Genomic DNA, 15,743 nt, shown 5'->3' with positions numbered 1-15,743 from the left:
CTCTACGACGCAGCCCGCTCCGGCATCCCGAACAGGCGCCCGAGCAGCGACATCGCGGAATCAGTCGGCAACAGCGTTGCGACGCTGACGGCCGGTTCGGATCTGACGTCGCGGCGGCCGTTCTGGGTGTGGCGCATCACGCTCGCCAATCGCCGCGTGATCGCCTGCGCGTTGCGCAGGTCGGTGCCGGCGAACGCCACCACGATCGAGCGGTCGTCATGCACCGCGCCGAAATCGGTCTGACGCATCAGCCGGCTGATGATCCGCGCGCCGTCGAATTGCGCGCGGGGCTGCGCGTTGTCGAAGGTGAACCGCGCCACCGAAAGCGCTCCGCCGCGGTCGGCGGTCTGGTAGACGGCGGTCGCAAAATCGCGCTCGAACGCGGCCTTGGTGAGCAGGCCGGTGCGGGCGTCGATCAGGCCCTTGGCGTCGATCGCGCGCAGCATGCGGCCGAGCCGCGCCTCGAAGGCGTGCTGCCGGATCATCGGCAACACCATGTCGGCGACGCGCGTCGGCCCGGCCGTGACGATCTCGAGATTAGGCAGTTCGTAGCGCGGCGTAAGCTCGGCCGAGGCGACGATCACAGGCAGCGGACGAAAGCGGACGTCCTCGGTCAAGACAGTCAGGAAGGCATCCATCACGCGCGGTGTAAAGCCTTCGGCCAGCACGACGCCATCGATATCGCGGTTGCTGAGATGCTTGGCCGCGGCCTCGATGCTGAGCGCCCCGACCACGCCGGCGCGTTCGCCGAGCGCAACCGACAACGTCGGGTAGGCGCCGCCGCGGCCGATCAACAGCGCGGTGGCTTCCCCGACTGGATCGATATCCGTCAGTGCGACCGGGGTCGGCGGAACCAGGCGGCGCATCACCGTCGCATGCAGCGCGCGCACCCGCAGGCTGGCGTTGAGCCGGGCGGTCAAGCGATCCGGCAGGCCCGGCTTCTGGAAGAATGCGATCGCGGTGTCGGGCAGGGTGGTCGCGGGATCGACCGCGATCAGCGGCAGATAAGGCGCGCGGGCGGCGGCGCGCCTGGCGAGGCCGGACAGGGTGACGAAATCGACGCCCTCGGCGGCCGCGATGATCGCTGCCGGCTTGACCTGCTCGATGGCCCGTCCGGCGTCGCTCCAGTCGGTGACCACGACCGGGAACAGCTTGGTCTCATCGAGGACCGCGGCAAACGGCGGCCTGGCTGCCGCCGATACGATCAGGACCGGACCTTGTTGGGACATTCGAACGCTCGAAACCAATGCAGAGTTCAGCAACGGCTTCGATGCTAGTTCGCATGGCTTAATGCGGCGTCAACACAATGATAAGACTAACGCAATGATAAGATTTTAACCCAGTCCAGCGCGGCCGCGGTCGCGAAATGCCTCGACCATCAAGGGGTTAAGGCCAAGTTCTGCGAGCGTGTCGCGGGCCCGTGCATTGTCCTGCGCACGTCCTGCGAGCCGGTGGCCGCTGAGGCGGTCGGGCAGCGCCGTCAGCAGCGCGCCCTGGCCGAGGCGGCGCGACCATTCCTGCAGCTCCTGCGCAAGGAAGCGGTAGCCGCCGACCGTCATCACCCCCGACGGCGGGGCAGTGATGTTGATGGCGCCGGTCACGCAATCGACCCGCGCGGCATATTCCGTATCGACATAATCGCGCGGCGGCGGCGCGATCAGGGTGTCGCCCGGCGGAGGCGGCGGCGCATAGGCCGCGACCGGCACCATCGGGCCGCGCAGGCCGAGCGTGCCCTTCGGCGTCAGCAGGATCTCGCCGGCGATCGATGCGCCGGGAGCTTCACGCGGCGCGCTGTGCGGACCGGGCTTGATCTGGGCCGGCGAGCCGTCCTCGGCGGTGCGGCGGGCGCCGAACAGCCCGGCCTCGCCGAACAGGTAGACGTCGGTCATGGTCACGCGCCGCGAGGTCCAGTGCGCGCTGGAGGCAACCTGTTCCGGCGTGCGCCAGAGCCCGATCACGTTGCGCAGGGTGGGCAGGCGCTCCGACAAGCCGCGCTCGTCGAGCCGCAGCGCGAGTTGCGCAGGCGCGATCAGCGTGTCGCAGCCGTGGTCGTTGAACTGGGTCTCGAACGCCTCATCGTCGAACGGGTGATGCAGCACGAGCGTGCCGCCCGACACGAGCCAGGCCACCAGCGACGAGCAGACGCCGGCAAACGACATCGGCGCAAACGCCGACATGATGGTGGCGCCCTGCGCCAGGTCGCTCTCCAGCGACATCGCAAGCCCGCCGGCGATCAGTCCGAAATGGGCGCGCGGTACCGGACGAGGGCCTTCGCTGGTGACGTCGAAGGAGATCAGCGCCGGCTTGCGGCCGTCCTGAAGCATCGGCCGCGAGGTCCGCGAGTCCTGCAGGATCGCCTGGTCGAGCGACGCCATGCCTTCGGGCAGATCGGTGCCGAAGCCGCAGACATGGCGGATCGAGAAGGCCTCCGCCGCGGCGTTCATCGCGATGTCGGCATAGGAGACGCCGTCGATCCTGCCGCAGGTGACGATTGCCCGCGCCGCGGTGCGGTTGAGGGCGGATATCAGCTCGGCCTGCCGCCACAACAGCGGCAGCGGCACCACCACGAGGCCGACCCGATAGGCGGCCAGCACCGTCAGGGCGAACTCGACCGTGGAAGGCATCTGGACTGCGATCACGGTGTTGGCCGGCAATCCGTTCTCGACGAAGTGGGCCGCGATCGCCGAGATCGCCCGGTCGGCCTGGGCGTAGGTCAGGCGCTTGCGGGTCTGTCCGGTGATGCGCTGCTTGTTGAGCGGGTCGACCAGCGCCAACGCGTCGGGCTGCCGCGCCAACGTGCGCTTGAACAGGGTATCGAGCGTTGGCGAGGTGATCGACTGGTTCACGGGTTCAACGTCGGTTGCATCGCTTCGATCGGACCAGGTCATGCCGCGTCGGGTGGTATCGCATCACGTCACGTGACATCACTTGGGTTGCGCGCTGGGCCTCTCCCACCAGGTCTCCGGCAGGTAGCCGGTCAACGCCGTGGTCGAAGGCCGTTCTATCCGATTCCAGCGCGCGATCCATTGCTCTCCCGAGTTAAATAGGGGGATAGCGTAGAAGCCCGACATCAAGGCCCGGTCCAGCGCACGCACCGCCGAGACGAAGGCCGGCTGCTCCCGCGCCGCCAGCAGCGCCTCGATCATGGCGTCGATCGCCGGATCCTTGACGCCCATGTAGTTTCTCGTGCCCGGCACGTCGGCGGCCTGGCTGCCCCAGTAGAACCACTGCTCGTTGCCCGGCGACAGCGACTGGTCCCAGCGAATGGGGATCATGTCGAAGTCGTAGGCGACCCGGCGCTGCTCGAACTGGACGGCGTCGACCACCCGCACCGCGGCGTCGATGCCGGCGCGCTTGAGGTCGCGCTGGTAGGCGAGGGCGATCCGCTCGTGCTCGCGGGTCGTGACCAGAATCTCGATCCGGAGCGGCGTCCCGGTCGAGCGCTGCTTCAACACCGTGCCGTCGAGCGCGTAGCCCGCGTCGGACAGCAGCGCCAACGCATTGCGGAGGACGGTCCGGTCGCGCCCTGAACCGTCCGTGACCGGCAGGCGGTAGCGGCCATCGAGGATGTCGGGCTGGATATGCGACGCATACGGCTTCAGGAGCTCGCGCTCGCGCGCGTCGGCGGGGCGCTCATAGGCGGACAATTCCGATCCGGCAAAGTAGCCGCCCGCGCGCGAATAGAGCTCGAAATAATAGTTGCGATTGACCCATTCGAAATCGAACAGCAGCGCCAGCGCCTGACGCCCCCTGACGTCGGCAAATTTTGGCCGCCGGCTGTTGAACACCAGATATTCGGAGGGCCGCGGCGTGCCGATCTTGATGGCGTCGCGGAGCACCTCGCCATTCTTCGCCGCGGGGAAGTCGTAGCCGTCGTGCCAGCGCAGCGGTTCGGGTTCGGTGCGGAAGTCATAGAGGCCGCGCTTGAACGCCTCGAACTGGCTGTTGGCGTCGCGGTAGTAATCGAGCCGGATCTCGTCGAAATTCCACATGCCGCGGTTGACCGGCAGCTCGCGCCCCCAATAGTCGGGATTGCGGGTGAAGGTCACGCTGGCGCCGGGCCTGACCGCCGTCACGCGGTAGGGGCCGGAGCCGATCGGCGGCGCAAATGTCGTCTCCTCAAATTTGGCGACGTCGGTGGCATGGCGCGGCAGGATCGGCATCAGGCCGAGGATCAGCGGCAATTCGCGATCCGAGACGCCGCCAAAATCGAATCGCACCGTGAGCGGGTCGAGCACCTCGGTCTTTGCAACTTTCGAATAATACTGGTGATGCAGCGGCCGGCCGTGATCGCGGAGCAGCGTCAGCGAGAACACCACGTCGTCTGCGGTGACCGGTTGCCCGTCCGAGAAGCGCGCGCGCGAATCGATATGGAAGGTGACGTAGCTCCTGTTGTCGTCGGTCTCGACGCTGCGGGCGAGCAGGCCGTACAGGGTGAACGGCTCGTCATTGTTCCGCACCATCAGGCTTTCGTAGACATAGCCGCGCTCATAGGCGTAGCCCCTGAGCTGCTGCACAGCGAGACCCCTGACAATCAGCGGATTGAGGCTGTCGAAAGTGCCGTCCCGGGGGCTGAGCACCAGCCGGCCGTCCTTGGGGGCGTCGGGATTGGCATAGGGCAGATGGGTGAAGTCCGGCGGCAGCGCCGGGGCGCCATGCATCGCGATCGCGTGGCTCTCGGCGGCTGCCGCAGGGGCAAGCCCGGTCGTCAGGAATGCCAGCACCAATGCCGAGGCGAGCCAGCGTGCGGCCGACGCGGCGCGCCCCACACGCCCGGGAACGCGTCTGTGAGGCGCCGGTTTTGATTCGCGAAACGTCACGTCCCAAGGTTTATCACAGGCTGCTGAAACCCGCCGTGACAAGCGCGCAAATGCGCTTGTCGGCATTGATCTTTCCGTGCGCCGCTGTATTGAAGGCGTGCAATTGGATGGGCGGGAACGCCAGTCACGTATCCGCCTCAATTGACTAGGAGACAGCCGCCCAAACGGCTATGTGTCGGCGCCTGCAGCGGTTTCGGGCGCTGCCGTTCAGAAAGGGTTTTCCGCAATGAATTTCCGTATCTTGGCCGCCCCGGTCCGGCCGCATGGGCGAATTGTCGCCCTGATGGCGGCGACGGCTCTGTCTGCAGCGCTCCTGGTTCCTGCCGCTCAGGCCCAGCAGCCGGCAGCGCCGGCGCCCGCGCCTACGGCACCGAAGGCAGCGCCCAAGGCGGCACCCAAGGCAGCTCCGAAGGCGCCGGCTCCGGCAGCTCAGGCGCCGGCCCAACAAGCACCGGCCGCCGGTCAGCCGCCCGCTGCGACCGCCCAGCAGCCGCCCCAGGACCAGCAGATCCAGCTGATCTACGCCCCATGGACCAAGTTCTGCCTGAAGGGCCAGGAAGCCAACGCCAAGCAGGTGTGCTTCACCGGCAAGGACGGCCGCATCGAGTCCGGCCAGCCGGTGATCGCCGCAGTGATCATCGAGCCGGAAGGCGAGCCGAAGAAGATCCTGCGCGTCACGCTGCCGCTCGGCATGCAGCTCGTTCACGGCACCCGCATCATCGTCGACGGCAACCCGCCGCAGCAGGCGCCCTATGTGATCTGCTTCCAGAACGGCTGCATGTCCGACTATGAGGCAACGCCCGAGCTGATCGCCAACATGAAGAAGGGCCAGAACCTCGTGGTCCAGGCGATCAATTCGAACGGCGCGCCGCTGACGCTGCCGCTGCCGCTCAACACCGAATTCGCCAAGGCCTATGACGGCCCGCCGACCGATCCGAAGGTGTTCGAGGAAAACTCGAAGAAGCTGCAGGAAGAGTTGCAGAAGCGTGCCGAAGAGCAGCGCAAGAAGCTGGAAGGCGCGGGCGGCGCTGGCGCTACGCCGGCTCCGGCGCCGGCCAACCCGGCTTCCAAGTAAAAATACTGTCAAGCGTTCAAAACAACGCGAGACCAGCAAAAGGCGCCCGGAAGGGCGCCTTTTTTGTCATGCGATACAGACTGGCTGATGGCAGCCTGCCGCGCTGGTTGTCGTGCACATCGTGTGCGATGTTCGTTGCAGGCACTTCGATTGCGCCGAGCTGCGAGCGCGCATCGTTGGTGTCTTGTCCGGACAATTCGGGCGTCAAAGCACAATCATAAATCCGATACGGGAGGCCAGACGAAAGCGCGGACAGCGCGCCTTCGACGCGCAAGCACGCGCGTGCGGTTCCGCGAACCCTGGCTGCCGTGCGGACAAGTGATGACGCGAGACGATCGGACATCCGTCGTTCGCAGTCATGGAAGTCGCTCAATGTCCCACCAAGTCAACACGCAGCGGCGCGAGCCGGTCTCCCGGCCTTCGCAGCAGCCAATCGGCCGTGCTGCGGCGGATGCTGGTGTCCCGCGTCAACCAGGACAATGTCCCGAGCGCATTTCATCCCGGCATCGTCCATCTCGCGCTGGCGATGGGCGGGTTCGCGATCGGCATCGCCGAATTCGCGACCATGAGCCTGCTGCCGTTCTTCGCACATGACCTCCACATCAGCGAACCCCAGGCTGGCCACGCCATCAGCACCTATGCGCTCGGCGTCGTCGTGGGTGCGCCGGTGATTGCGGTGCTGTCGGCACGCATGAGCCGGCGGACGCTGCTGATCGCGCTGATGGGCTTCTTCGCGCTGATGAACGGCCTCTCCGGGCTCGCGCCCGACTACCACACGATGCTGGCGCTGCGCTTCCTCGCCGGGCTGCCGCATGGCGCCTATTTTGGGATCGCCATGCTGGTCGCGGCCTCGCTGGTCCCGATCGACAAGCGCACGGCGGCCGTTGGCCGCGTGCTGCTCGGGCTCACCATCGCGACGACGATCGGCGTTCCACTCGCCAACGGGGTGGGGCAGGCGATCGGCTGGCGCTGGGCCTTCGCGATCGTGGCCGGTCTCGCGCTGCTCACCGCGATCCTGGTCCTGATCTTCGCCCCGCGCGACGCCGCCAACAGCAACGCGAGTCCGTTGCGTGAGCTGTCGGCGCTCGGGCGCAAGCATGTCTGGCTGACGCTTGGGATCGGCGCGATCGGTTTCGGCGGGCTGTTCTCGGTCTACACCTATCTGGCATCGACCATGCTGGCGGTGACGCACACATCGCCCGCACTGGTGCCGGTCACGCTGTGCGTGTTCGGCGCCGGCCTCACCGCCGGCAACATCATCGTGCCGCGCTTCGCCGACCGCGCGCTGATGGCCACGGCCGGCGGGCTGCTGCTGTGGTCGGCGGCGACGCTGGCGCTGTATCCGCTGGCGGCAGGCAATTTCTGGACGCTGAGCGCCGACGTGTTCCTGATCGGACTGGGCGGCGCGCTCGCCACCGTGTTGCAGACCCGGTTGATGGATGTCGCAGGCGAGGCGCAAAGCCTTGCTGCGGCGCTCAACCATTCCGCCTTCAACGTCGCCAATGCGCTGGGGCCGTGGCTCGGCGGCATGGCGGTTGTCGCCGGCTATGGCTGGACCTCAACCGGCCTCGTCGGCGCGGGACTGGCGCTGGCGGGCTTTGCCGTCTGGGCGATCGCCACGGCGCTGGCTGTGCGGGAGGGGGTATGAACAGCCGGGACGTTGCCGCGCGGAAGCTGCGGCAATCGCCGGGCGGGCAACAGGCGTCAGTTCAGCGACGGATTGCGCGGACGGTAGCCGCCCGACTTGTCCTTGACGAAGATCTCAGCCACCTGCGAATGCCGGATCGGCTCGCCGGAATCGTCGGGCAAGAGGTTCTGCTCGGACACATAGGCGACGTACTCGGTCTCCGAGTTCTCCGCGAGCAGGTGGTAGAACGGCTGGTCCTTGTGGGGCCGCATATCCTCGGGGATCGACAGCCACCATTCCTCGGTGTTGTTGAACTCCGGGTCGATATCAAAAATCACGCCCCGGAAGGAGAACACCCGGTGACGGACGATCTGCCCGATCTGAAACTTGGCGGTGCGCGCTTTGATCATGGTTCGTCGATAGACCAACATTGTGGCCGATGCTAGGGGCATGGCGGCGAATTAACCCAGGGTTTACCGATTCCAGCCCTGCAAAAACGACCCAGAATCCGGCCGAGAAACTACTTTCAGAATGATCGATATCCTCAATCTGGCGCTGCCGTATTTCGGCTTGATCTTCATCGGTTACGCGTGCGGCAAAGCCAAGGGTTTGCCCGAGAGCGGGCTCGCCTGGATGAATTTCTTCCTGCTTTACGTTTCGTTGCCGGCGCTGCTGTTCGGGATCATGTCCAAGACCCCGTTCGCGGAGCTGAACAACCCGCCATTCCTGATCGCCACCACGCTCGGAACCGTGACCGCGTTCTTCCTGGCGATGCTCGCAGGCAAGCTGATCGGAGGGCTCTCGCTGCGCGAGGCGACGCTCGCGGGCCTGTCGGGCGCCTACGGCAATATCGGCTATATGGGCCCTGGCCTCGCGCTCGCCGTGCTCGGCACCAAGGCGGCGGCGCCGACCGCGCTGATCTTCTGCTGCGACAGCATCTTCCTGTTCTCGATCGTGCCGCTCCTGATCGAGCTCACCGACCGCGACCATCCCTCGCTGCTGCACGCCTTCGGCGTGGTGCTGCGGCAGATCGTGCAGAACCCGCTGATCATGTCGGCCGTGTTCGGGGCGCTGGTCGCCGCATTCCACATTCCGCTGCCGGTTGCGCTCGACCGCACCATCCAATTCCTGGAAAACGCCGCGGCACCAACGGCGCTGTTCGTGCTCGGCATCACCGTGGCGCTGCGGCCGTTCGAGCGGGTGCCGTGGGAGGTGCCCGGCGTGGTTGCGATCAAGCTCCTGATCCATCCCTTGCTGGCATTCGGGCTGATGCTGCTGTTCGGCCCGTTCGCGCAGCCCTGGGCTGCGACCGCGGTGCTGATGGCCTCGCTGCCGCCGGCGCTGAACGTGTTCGTGATCGCACGGCAGAACGACACCTGGATCGAGCCGGCGTCGGTCGCGGTCTTGATCGGCACCTTCGCCTCGGTGGTCACGCTGACCAGCGTGATGTGGTTCATCCAGAGCGGGCGGCTGGTGTTTCCTTAGGGCGTGATGAACTTGGGTTGAACCGGTCCAACCGTGGATTCGGTTCACCTCTCCCCGATGGGGAGAGGTCGATTTGCTCAGCAAATCGGGTGAGGGGCCGTAGCTCCAACGATAGACCGCAATCCCTCACCCGGCGCTACGCGCCGACCTCTCCCAAGGGAGAGGTGTAGTTCACCGCCGCCATGACGGCGCGAGGCCCTCGCGCATCGCGAGCCGTCGCAACGGACCGAATGCGCCGATCAGATGCAGGCCGGCAGCGCGGGCCATCTGCACACCGAGGAAATCGCTGAGCAGCGACCGGTTGGCGATGTCGATCGCCCAGGTCCGGCTGGCGACGTCAGGGCGCCGCGCCGCCTGATAGCGCGACAGCACATTTGGCGCGCCAGGATCCTCACCGCGCGCGATCGCTTGCCCCACGATCTCGGCGATATCGGCAGCGTCACGCAGTCCCATATTGAGGCCCTGCGCGCCGATCGGCGGCAGCACATGCGCGGATTCCCCGACCAGCGCGATGCGGTCTTTGGCAAACTGCCGGGGCCGCTCGATGGCGAGCGGAAATATGTGGCGGCCGGGCTGGACTTCGACGCGGCCGAGGATCGAATGCGATTGTCGCTCGGCGGCATCGGACAATTCGCCGTCGCCGAGCGCCATCAGCCGTTCGGCCTCCTTGGGCGCCGAGACCCAGACCACGCTGCTTCTGTTGCCGGCAAGCGGCACGAATACGCAGGGGCCGTGCTCGGTGTGAAACTCGGTCGAGATGTTCCGGTGCGGCCTTGTATGGGTGATGTTGAAGGTGAGGGCGGACTGCCCGAGCTCGCGGCTGACCACCTCGATGCCGGCGGCCTCGCGGGACAATGAATTGCGCCCGTCGGCGCCGACCACGAGCCGGGCCCGAAGCGCCTGACCCTGCCGCGTCACCACGGCGACCGCGCGATCATCCGGCTGCACCGAGGCGGCCTCGTCGTCGAATCGCGTCAGCGTGCCCATCTCGCCGGCGCGGTCCTCGAGCGCTGCGACCAGCGAGCGATTGTCGATGTTGAAGCCGAACTGCTCGCGGCCGATCTCCTCGGAGGTGAAGCGCACCTCGGGCGCGCGGATCAGCCGGCCGGTGTCGTCGACGAGGCGCATGGTCTTGAGCGCCGCCGCCTTGTCGCTGCAGCGCCGCCAGACGTCGAGCCGGTCCAGGCTATCGGTCGAGGCGCCGAGCAGGGCGGTGGTCCGGTTGTCGGCATAGGGCACGCGGCGGGCCAACAGCGCGGTCCGCGCGCCGGTATCCGCCAGGGCGATCGCGGCCGTCAAACCGGCCGGACCGCCGCCTATTACGATAACGTCATAATCCTGCGTGCTGTCGATCATATCGGGACATTTGACATGGTTGGCCCGATTTTCAAGCCATCGGTAACCAGCAAAAGTTTCCAACGGTTTGCGCGGCGGAACGCCGCAAGACTGCATATGCAAAGCGGGCCGATTCCTGATAGCACTTCGGCCGATGGACCACACCAGCCAGGGGGATGCGTTGCGAGAGCGGATGCGGACCGCCGCATTCTCCGTTCATATTCTCACGGCACTCGGCGCCGGGGTCGCGCTGCTGGCGATGCTGGAAGCCGTGCGCGAGCACTGGGCCAATATGTTCGCCTGGCTCGGGATTGCGCTGATCATCGACGGGATCGACGGCCCGCTGGCGCGCCGGTTCGACGTGGTGCGGCTGCAGCCGAACTGGTCGGGCGAGGTGCTCGACCTGGTGGTTGATTTCGTCACCTATGTGTTCGTGCCGGCCTACGCGATCACCGCGAGCGGCCTGCTGCTGCCGCTGGCCGCGCCGATCCTCGGCATCGGCATCGTGGTGTCGAGCGCGCTGTATTTCGCCGACCGCCGCATGAAAGCCGACGATAATCATTTCCGTGGCTTCCCGGCGCTGTGGAATGCGGCGGCGTTCTATCTGTTCCTGCTGCATCTGCCGCCGGTGCTGTCGACGATCGTGGTCGCGGCGCTGATCGCGCTGACCTTTGCCCCGTTCCATGTGCTGCACCCGCTCCGCGTGGTGCGGCTGCGCTGGCTGACGCTGTGGCTGCTCGGCGCCTGGGCGCTGCTCGGCGCGTACACGCTCGCCAACGATTTCGTGGTCGGAGCCCCGATCACCTTCGGTCTCTGCGCCATTGCCGTCTACATCGTCGGCAGCGATACCGTGATCCGCCGGATGAAAGCCTTCAGAGCATGATGCAATTGATCACCAGCCCGGAAGCCTGGGCTGCGCTGTTGACCTTGACTGCGCTCGAGATCGTGCTCGGCATCGACAACGTCATCTTCCTGTCGGTGATCGTGTCGCGGATCCCGCCCGCGCAGGCCAAGCGCGCGCGGCAGATCGGCCTGATCCTGGCGCTGGTGTTCCGCATCCTGCTGCTCAGCATCCTGGTCTGGCTGATCGGGCTGACGCAGCCGGTGATCACCATCAAGGACGTCGCGCTGTCGTGGCGCGACATCATCCTGATCGGCGGCGGCCTGTTCCTGATCGCCAAGGCGACCCACGAGATCCACGGCGAGGTCGAGGCGCGTGAGGCGGAGGCCGACGACAGGCCGAGCGCCAACGCGTTCTTCTGGGTGATCGTGCAGATCATCATCATCGACCTGGTGTTCTCGCTGGATTCGATCATCACCGCGATCGGCATGGCGCAGGATATCGAGATCATGATCGCGGCGGTCGTGATCGCCTGCGCCATCATGTACATCTCGTCCGGGCCGGTGGCGCGGTTCGTCGCGCAGCATCCGACCACCAAGATGCTGGCGCTGGCGTTCCTGGTGCTGATCGGCGTGGCGCTGGTGGCCGACGGCTTCCAATTCCACATTCCACGCGGCTACATCTATTTCGCGATTGTATTCTCGGTCGCGGTCGAGATGTTCAACGTGCTGGCCAAGCGCAACCGCAGGAAGGCGGCGCGCCAGGGTTCCGGGCCGCTTGGTTGACAAGCCGGCGCCGATGGCATTCGCTCGCGTGACGCTGATATCTGAGGGGAGCGACCGACATGACCAAGGCTGTGCGCGTGCACAAGGTGGGGGGCCCGGAAGTCCTGACCTATGAGGACGTCGAGGTCGGCCCGCCGGGGACGGGCGAAGTCCGGATCCGCCAGCACGCGGTCGGGCTGAACTTCATCGACGTCTATTTCCGCACCGGCCTCTACAAGGCGCCCGGCCTGCCGTTCATCGCCGGCAACGAGGCCGCGGGCGAGGTTTTGGCCGTCGGTCCAGGGGTGACCAATTTCCATCCCGGCGATCGCGTCGCCTATTACTACAACCTCGGCGGCTATGCCTCCGAACGCGTCATCCCGGCGGACAAGCTCGTCAAGCTGCCCGACCACATTACGTACGAGCAGGGCGCCGTGCTGATGCTCAAGGGGCTCACGGTCTGGTATCTGCTGCACAAGACCTTCAAGGTCGAGCAGGGCCATCGGGTGCTGATCCACGCCGCGGCCGGCGGCATCGGCCTGCTGGCCTGCCAGTGGGCGCACGCGCTCGGCGCCAATGTTATCGGTACCGTCGGCTCCAAGGCGAAGGCCGACATCGCGCTCGCCAATGGCTGCGACCACGTCATCCTCTACAACGAGGAGAATTTCGTCGAACGCGTCAAGCAGATCAGCCGCGGCGAACTCTGCGATGTCGTCTATGACGGCGTCGGCAAGACCACCTTCCCGGGATCGCTGGCCTGCCTCAGGCCGCGCGGCCTGTTCGTCTCGTTCGGCAATGCGTCGGGTCCGGTACCGCCGTTCGCGCTCGCCGAGCTCAACAACCACGGCTCGCTGTTCGCGACGCGGCCCAAGCTCAACGACTATGTCGGCACCCGCAAGGAATTGCTCGAAGGCGCCGACACGCTGTTCGCGGCCGTGATCAACGGCAAGCTGCACGTGCCGATCAATCACGCCTATGCGCTGAAGGATGCGGCGAAGGCGCATATCGAGCTGGAGAGCCGGGCGACCACGGGCGCGGCGATCCTGCGGCCGTAGTTTTTCGCGTCATTGCGAGGAGCGAAGCGACGAAGCAATCCATTGTTCCGAATACTCGGAGGGATGGATTGCTTCGCTTCGCTCGCAATGACGTTGCGGGGACCGGTTAGGCCACCCGTCGTGCCGCGCCCACCTTCGTCAGCACCGTATCCAGGCAGTCGGTCATCGCAAGAATCTCCTCCCGCGTGACGTTGAGCGCCGGCATGAAGCGCAGCGTGTCCGGCTGCGGCGAGTTGATCAGCACGCCGGCGGCAAACGCCTCGGCGACGACGGCTGCGCCGATCGGCATCTTGAGATCGAGCGCGAGAAGGAGGCCACGGCCCCTGATCTCGCCGAGCCCGTGCCGCGCCGACAGCCGCTGCAATTCGCGCTCGAGCAAGAGGCCGGCGTCGACAACCGATTTCAGGAAATCTGGCTGACCAACCTGATCGAGCACGACAAGGCCGGCGGCGCACATCAGCGGATTGCCGTTGAAGGTGCCGCCCTGATCGCCATGATCGAAGCAGGAGGCATGCTCGGTCGCGAGCAGCGCAGCGAGCGGCACGCCGCCGCCGATGCCCTTGCCGAGCGTCATGATGTCGGGTGTGATCCCGGCATGCTCGTAACCAAACAGCTTTCCGGTCCGGCCCACGCCGGTCTGGATCTCGTCGACGATCAGGAGCAGCCCGCGCTGCTGGGTGAGCGCCCGCAACTCCTGCAGAAACTGATCCGTCGCGGGCCACACGCCGGCTTCGCCCTGGATCGGTTCGAGCATGACCGCAACCGTGGACGACGTGATCAGCTGCCGCACCGACTCGATGTCGTTCAGCCTGGCTTTGCGGAAACCCGAGACCTTCGGCTCGAACAGCGGCTCGAACGCCTTCTTGCCCGAGGCCGACATGGTCGCGAGCGTGCGGCTGTGGAAGCCGCCCTCGAAGGTGATGATCTCGTGCGCGCCGTTCTTGTACTTGGCGCCGTATTTGCGCGCGAGCTTGATTGCGCCTTCATTGGCCTCCGCGCCGGAATTGGCAAAGAACACCTGGTCGAAGCAGCTGTTGTCGACCAGCATCTTCGCCAGCTTCAGGCTCTGCTCGTTGTAGAACGCCGGGCTCGGCGTCAGCAGCCGCCGGGCCTGCGCGGCGAGCGCATCGGCACGATGGTCGGAGAGTGGCCGAGGGGATTCACGGCCCAACCCTGCACGAAATCGAGAAAGCGGTTGCGGTTATGGTCCCACAAATACGAGCCGGCGCCGCGCACGAACACGACTTCAGGGCGGGCAGTGATGTCCATCAGCGCGTCGAACGGATGCGTGGCGTTGGTCATATCGATCTCCTCTGGGTCAGTGTTGGGAAAGGGCAGGCCGAAAAGCGAGAAGGCCGCGCTTTGGGGGCGCGGCCTTCTCGAAAACCTTGGCTGATTTTAGCTAATCAGCGCTGGCGTCGGACATGGCGCAGCCCATCATCGTCGCGGGTGCGACGACGGCGGATGGCCTGGCGGTGGGTCCGGTTCAGCTTCATGGCGCAGGGCCATACAGCGGGAGGGCAGGCGATGTCAAGCGCCGACAGCGCGTCACTCGACGCCGTAGGGCGCGAATTCCCTGGCGATGTCGGCCTGTGCCGCGTCGGCGTCGCCCTTCTTGCGCCGTGCGACGCCGCGGCCATAGAGAGAGCTCGGCAGTTTCGGGTTGATCTTCAGCGCCGCATCGAAATCGGCGATCGCGGCGTCGAGCTCGCCAAGCTTCATGCGGCAGATTCCTCGGCTGTCGAGCGTGTAGGGATCGTCCGGCTTCCATTGCAGCGACTGCTCGCAATCCGCGAGCGCCTGCTGCGCCTGGCCCAGGATCACGCGCGTCAGGCAACGCGCGTTGAGTGCTGCCGCGTATTTCGCATTGAACTTGATCGCGTTGCTGAAATCGTCGAATGCACGCGGGTAATCCTGCCGTCCAAGATGCAAATTGCCACGCGCGTAATAGTCGCGGTAGCCGGCCGGATCGAGCCGCAGCGATTGATCGAGATCGGCCAGTGCCCGATCGATATCGCCACGATCGCGAAACAGCCGGGCGCGGTTGCCGTAGGCCGGCGCATAGCGGGGATCGAGCCGGAGCGACGTGTCGTAGTCGGCCATCGCGCGGTCCGGTTGTTTGGCGTCGATGTAGGAGTTGCCGCGATTGTTGTAGTACCAGGCATCCTTCGGGCTAAAGCGGATGGCTTCGTTGTAGTCGGCGATGGCGAGATCAGGTTCGCCACGGTCGCTGTGGGCGATGCCGCGGTTGTAGTATGCGATCGCATCCCTGGGATCGAGCGCGATGGCCCGATCGAGATCGGCGATCGCCGCAGCGACATCGCCCTTGCGGCGATAAGCCTCGCCGCGGTTGGCCAGCCCCTTCGCGCGCATCGGCTCGTACTTGATCACGTCCGTGAAGTCGGCGATCGCGCGGTCGAGATCGTTGCTTTCGAGAAAGGCGCCGCCGCGGTTGAGGGAGGCGCCGGCGCGCTGCTTCTCCCGCAACTTGCGCAGGGCGAGGAGGAAGCTGCAGCCCCCGATGCGCTGTGCGGGATCTTTGTTGCCGAAGCACCAGGCCTGTGCCGCGGCTTCGGATGATGGCTGAGGCCCGGCGAGAGCAGCCGTGGCGGCGAGCCCCGGCGCCAGCCAGATCAGGACGGCGGCCGCCAGCCGGCCGCGTACCAACAGTCGCTTCCATGATCGCCGCAAGACCAGGCTCCGTACGACCGAATGGCCGCCACTGCTTTGTGAGCCCAGGC

The 15,743-nt window shown here is 66.2% G+C and carries 13 protein-coding genes and 1 pseudogene; 6 read left to right on the top strand and 8 right to left on the bottom strand.

Features of this window, described 5'->3' with window-relative positions:
* Positions 1-2 precede the first annotated feature (2 nt).
* The 3 genes from HAP54_RS37335 to HAP54_RS37325 form a co-directional block, all read right to left on the bottom strand.
* Positions 3-1,229: a GGDEF domain-containing protein gene (locus tag HAP54_RS37335; RefSeq protein WP_166295621.1), complete on the bottom strand. Its 1,227-nt coding sequence runs from the start codon at positions 1,227-1,229 to the stop codon at positions 3-5.
* Positions 1,230-1,334: 105 nt separating this feature from the next.
* Positions 1,335-2,846 carry an AMP-binding protein gene (locus HAP54_RS37330; RefSeq protein WP_166295619.1) on the bottom strand — a complete coding sequence of 504 codons (1,512 nt, stop codon included), beginning with the start codon at positions 2,844-2,846 and terminating at the stop codon, positions 1,335-1,337.
* A 78-nt stretch (positions 2,847-2,924) separates the two neighbouring features.
* Positions 2,925-4,661 (bottom strand): extracellular solute-binding protein, encoded by a 1,737-nt coding sequence (locus HAP54_RS37325; RefSeq protein ID WP_166306765.1) that lies wholly within the window; start codon positions 4,659-4,661, stop codon positions 2,925-2,927.
* Positions 4,662-5,046: 385 nt separating this feature from the next.
* On the opposite strand from HAP54_RS37325, the gene HAP54_RS37320 reads away from it, so the two are divergent.
* Entirely contained in the window at positions 5,047-5,895 is an 849-nt protein-coding gene (locus tag HAP54_RS37320; RefSeq protein ID WP_166295616.1) for an invasion associated locus B family protein, read from the top strand.
* Between the two features lie 16 nt (positions 5,896-5,911).
* On the opposite strand, the gene HAP54_RS37315 is transcribed toward HAP54_RS37320, so the two are convergent.
* On the bottom strand, positions 5,912-6,238 hold the full coding sequence (locus tag HAP54_RS37315; RefSeq protein WP_166295613.1) for a hypothetical protein: 327 nt from the start codon (positions 6,236-6,238) through the stop codon (positions 5,912-5,914).
* Positions 6,239-6,346: 108 nt separating this feature from the next.
* Between HAP54_RS37315 and HAP54_RS37310 the strand changes: the two genes are divergently transcribed.
* A complete protein-coding gene (locus HAP54_RS37310) occupies positions 6,347-7,543 on the top strand; it encodes an MFS transporter (protein ID WP_166306762.1) in 1,197 nt (398 codons plus the stop codon).
* Positions 7,544-7,599: 56 nt separating this feature from the next.
* Here the strand turns inward: HAP54_RS37310 and hspQ are convergent, their stop codons facing one another.
* A complete protein-coding gene (gene hspQ, locus HAP54_RS37305; protein WP_024584048.1) occupies positions 7,600-7,932 on the bottom strand; it encodes a heat shock protein HspQ in 333 nt (110 codons plus the stop codon).
* A gap of 121 nt (positions 7,933-8,053) precedes the next feature.
* On the opposite strand from hspQ, the gene HAP54_RS37300 reads away from it, so the two are divergent.
* Positions 8,054-9,007, top strand: a complete 954-nt coding sequence (locus HAP54_RS37300) for an AEC family transporter (RefSeq protein WP_166295610.1) — start codon at positions 8,054-8,056, stop codon at positions 9,005-9,007.
* 171 nt (positions 9,008-9,178) lie between these two features.
* Here the strand turns inward: HAP54_RS37300 and HAP54_RS37295 are convergent, their stop codons facing one another.
* Entirely contained in the window at positions 9,179-10,363 is a 1,185-nt protein-coding gene (locus HAP54_RS37295) for a UbiH/UbiF family hydroxylase (protein WP_166295607.1), read from the bottom strand.
* 133 nt (positions 10,364-10,496) lie between these two features.
* On the opposite strand from HAP54_RS37295, the gene pcsA reads away from it, so the two are divergent.
* The 3 genes from pcsA to HAP54_RS37280 are packed head-to-tail and all read left to right on the top strand — an operon-like array spanning position 10,497 to position 13,002.
* Complete coding sequence (gene pcsA / locus HAP54_RS37290; protein ID WP_166295604.1) at positions 10,497-11,225, top strand: phosphatidylcholine synthase; 729 nt, start codon at positions 10,497-10,499, stop codon at positions 11,223-11,225.
* A complete protein-coding gene (locus HAP54_RS37285; protein ID WP_166295601.1) occupies positions 11,222-11,968 on the top strand; it encodes a TerC family protein in 747 nt (248 codons plus the stop codon). The genes pcsA and HAP54_RS37285 overlap by 4 nt, the downstream gene beginning before the upstream one ends.
* A gap of 59 nt (positions 11,969-12,027) precedes the next feature.
* Complete coding sequence (locus HAP54_RS37280) at positions 12,028-13,002, top strand: quinone oxidoreductase family protein (protein WP_166295598.1); 975 nt, start codon at positions 12,028-12,030, stop codon at positions 13,000-13,002.
* Between the two features lie 106 nt (positions 13,003-13,108).
* On the opposite strand, the pseudogene HAP54_RS37275 reads toward HAP54_RS37280, so the two are convergent.
* A pseudogene (locus tag HAP54_RS37275) lies at positions 13,109-14,304 on the bottom strand (acetylornithine transaminase).
* A 246-nt stretch (positions 14,305-14,550) separates the two neighbouring features.
* Entirely contained in the window at positions 14,551-15,693 is a 1,143-nt protein-coding gene (locus tag HAP54_RS37270; RefSeq protein ID WP_224741607.1) for a tetratricopeptide repeat protein, read from the bottom strand.
* Positions 15,694-15,743: the final 50 nt, after the last annotated feature.

This window comes from Bradyrhizobium sp. 2S1 (assembly GCF_011516625.5).
GTDB lineage: Bacteria > Pseudomonadota > Alphaproteobacteria > Rhizobiales > Xanthobacteraceae > Bradyrhizobium > Bradyrhizobium septentrionale.
This window is presented reverse-complemented; position numbering and strand designations above follow the sequence as displayed.

Excerpts from the sequence above, each read along its gene's own strand:
- HAP54_RS37320 (WP_166295616.1), top strand. The coding sequence starts at position 5,047 with ATGAATTTCCGTATCTTGGCCGCCCCGGTCCGGCCGCATGGGCGAATT.
- HAP54_RS37280 (WP_166295598.1), top strand. The coding sequence starts at position 12,028 with ATGACCAAGGCTGTGCGCGTGCACAAGGTGGGGGGCCCGGAAGTCCTG.
- pcsA (WP_166295604.1), top strand. The coding sequence starts at position 10,497 with ATGGACCACACCAGCCAGGGGGATGCGTTGCGAGAGCGGATGCGGACC.
- HAP54_RS37325 (WP_166306765.1), bottom strand. The coding sequence starts at position 4,661 with ATGCATGGCGCCCCGGCGCTGCCGCCGGACTTCACCCATCTGCCCTAT.
- HAP54_RS37295 (WP_166295607.1), bottom strand. The coding sequence starts at position 10,363 with ATGATCGACAGCACGCAGGATTATGACGTTATCGTAATAGGCGGCGGT.
- hspQ (WP_024584048.1), bottom strand. The coding sequence starts at position 7,932 with ATGATCAAAGCGCGCACCGCCAAGTTTCAGATCGGGCAGATCGTCCGT.
- HAP54_RS37335 (WP_166295621.1), bottom strand. The coding sequence starts at position 1,229 with ATGTCCCAACAAGGTCCGGTCCTGATCGTATCGGCGGCAGCCAGGCCG.
- HAP54_RS37310 (WP_166306762.1), top strand. The coding sequence starts at position 6,347 with ATGCTGGTGTCCCGCGTCAACCAGGACAATGTCCCGAGCGCATTTCAT.
- HAP54_RS37285 (WP_166295601.1), top strand. The coding sequence starts at position 11,222 with ATGATGCAATTGATCACCAGCCCGGAAGCCTGGGCTGCGCTGTTGACC.
- HAP54_RS37315 (WP_166295613.1), bottom strand. The coding sequence starts at position 6,238 with ATGTCCGATCGTCTCGCGTCATCACTTGTCCGCACGGCAGCCAGGGTT.
- HAP54_RS37300 (WP_166295610.1), top strand. The coding sequence starts at position 8,054 with ATGATCGATATCCTCAATCTGGCGCTGCCGTATTTCGGCTTGATCTTC.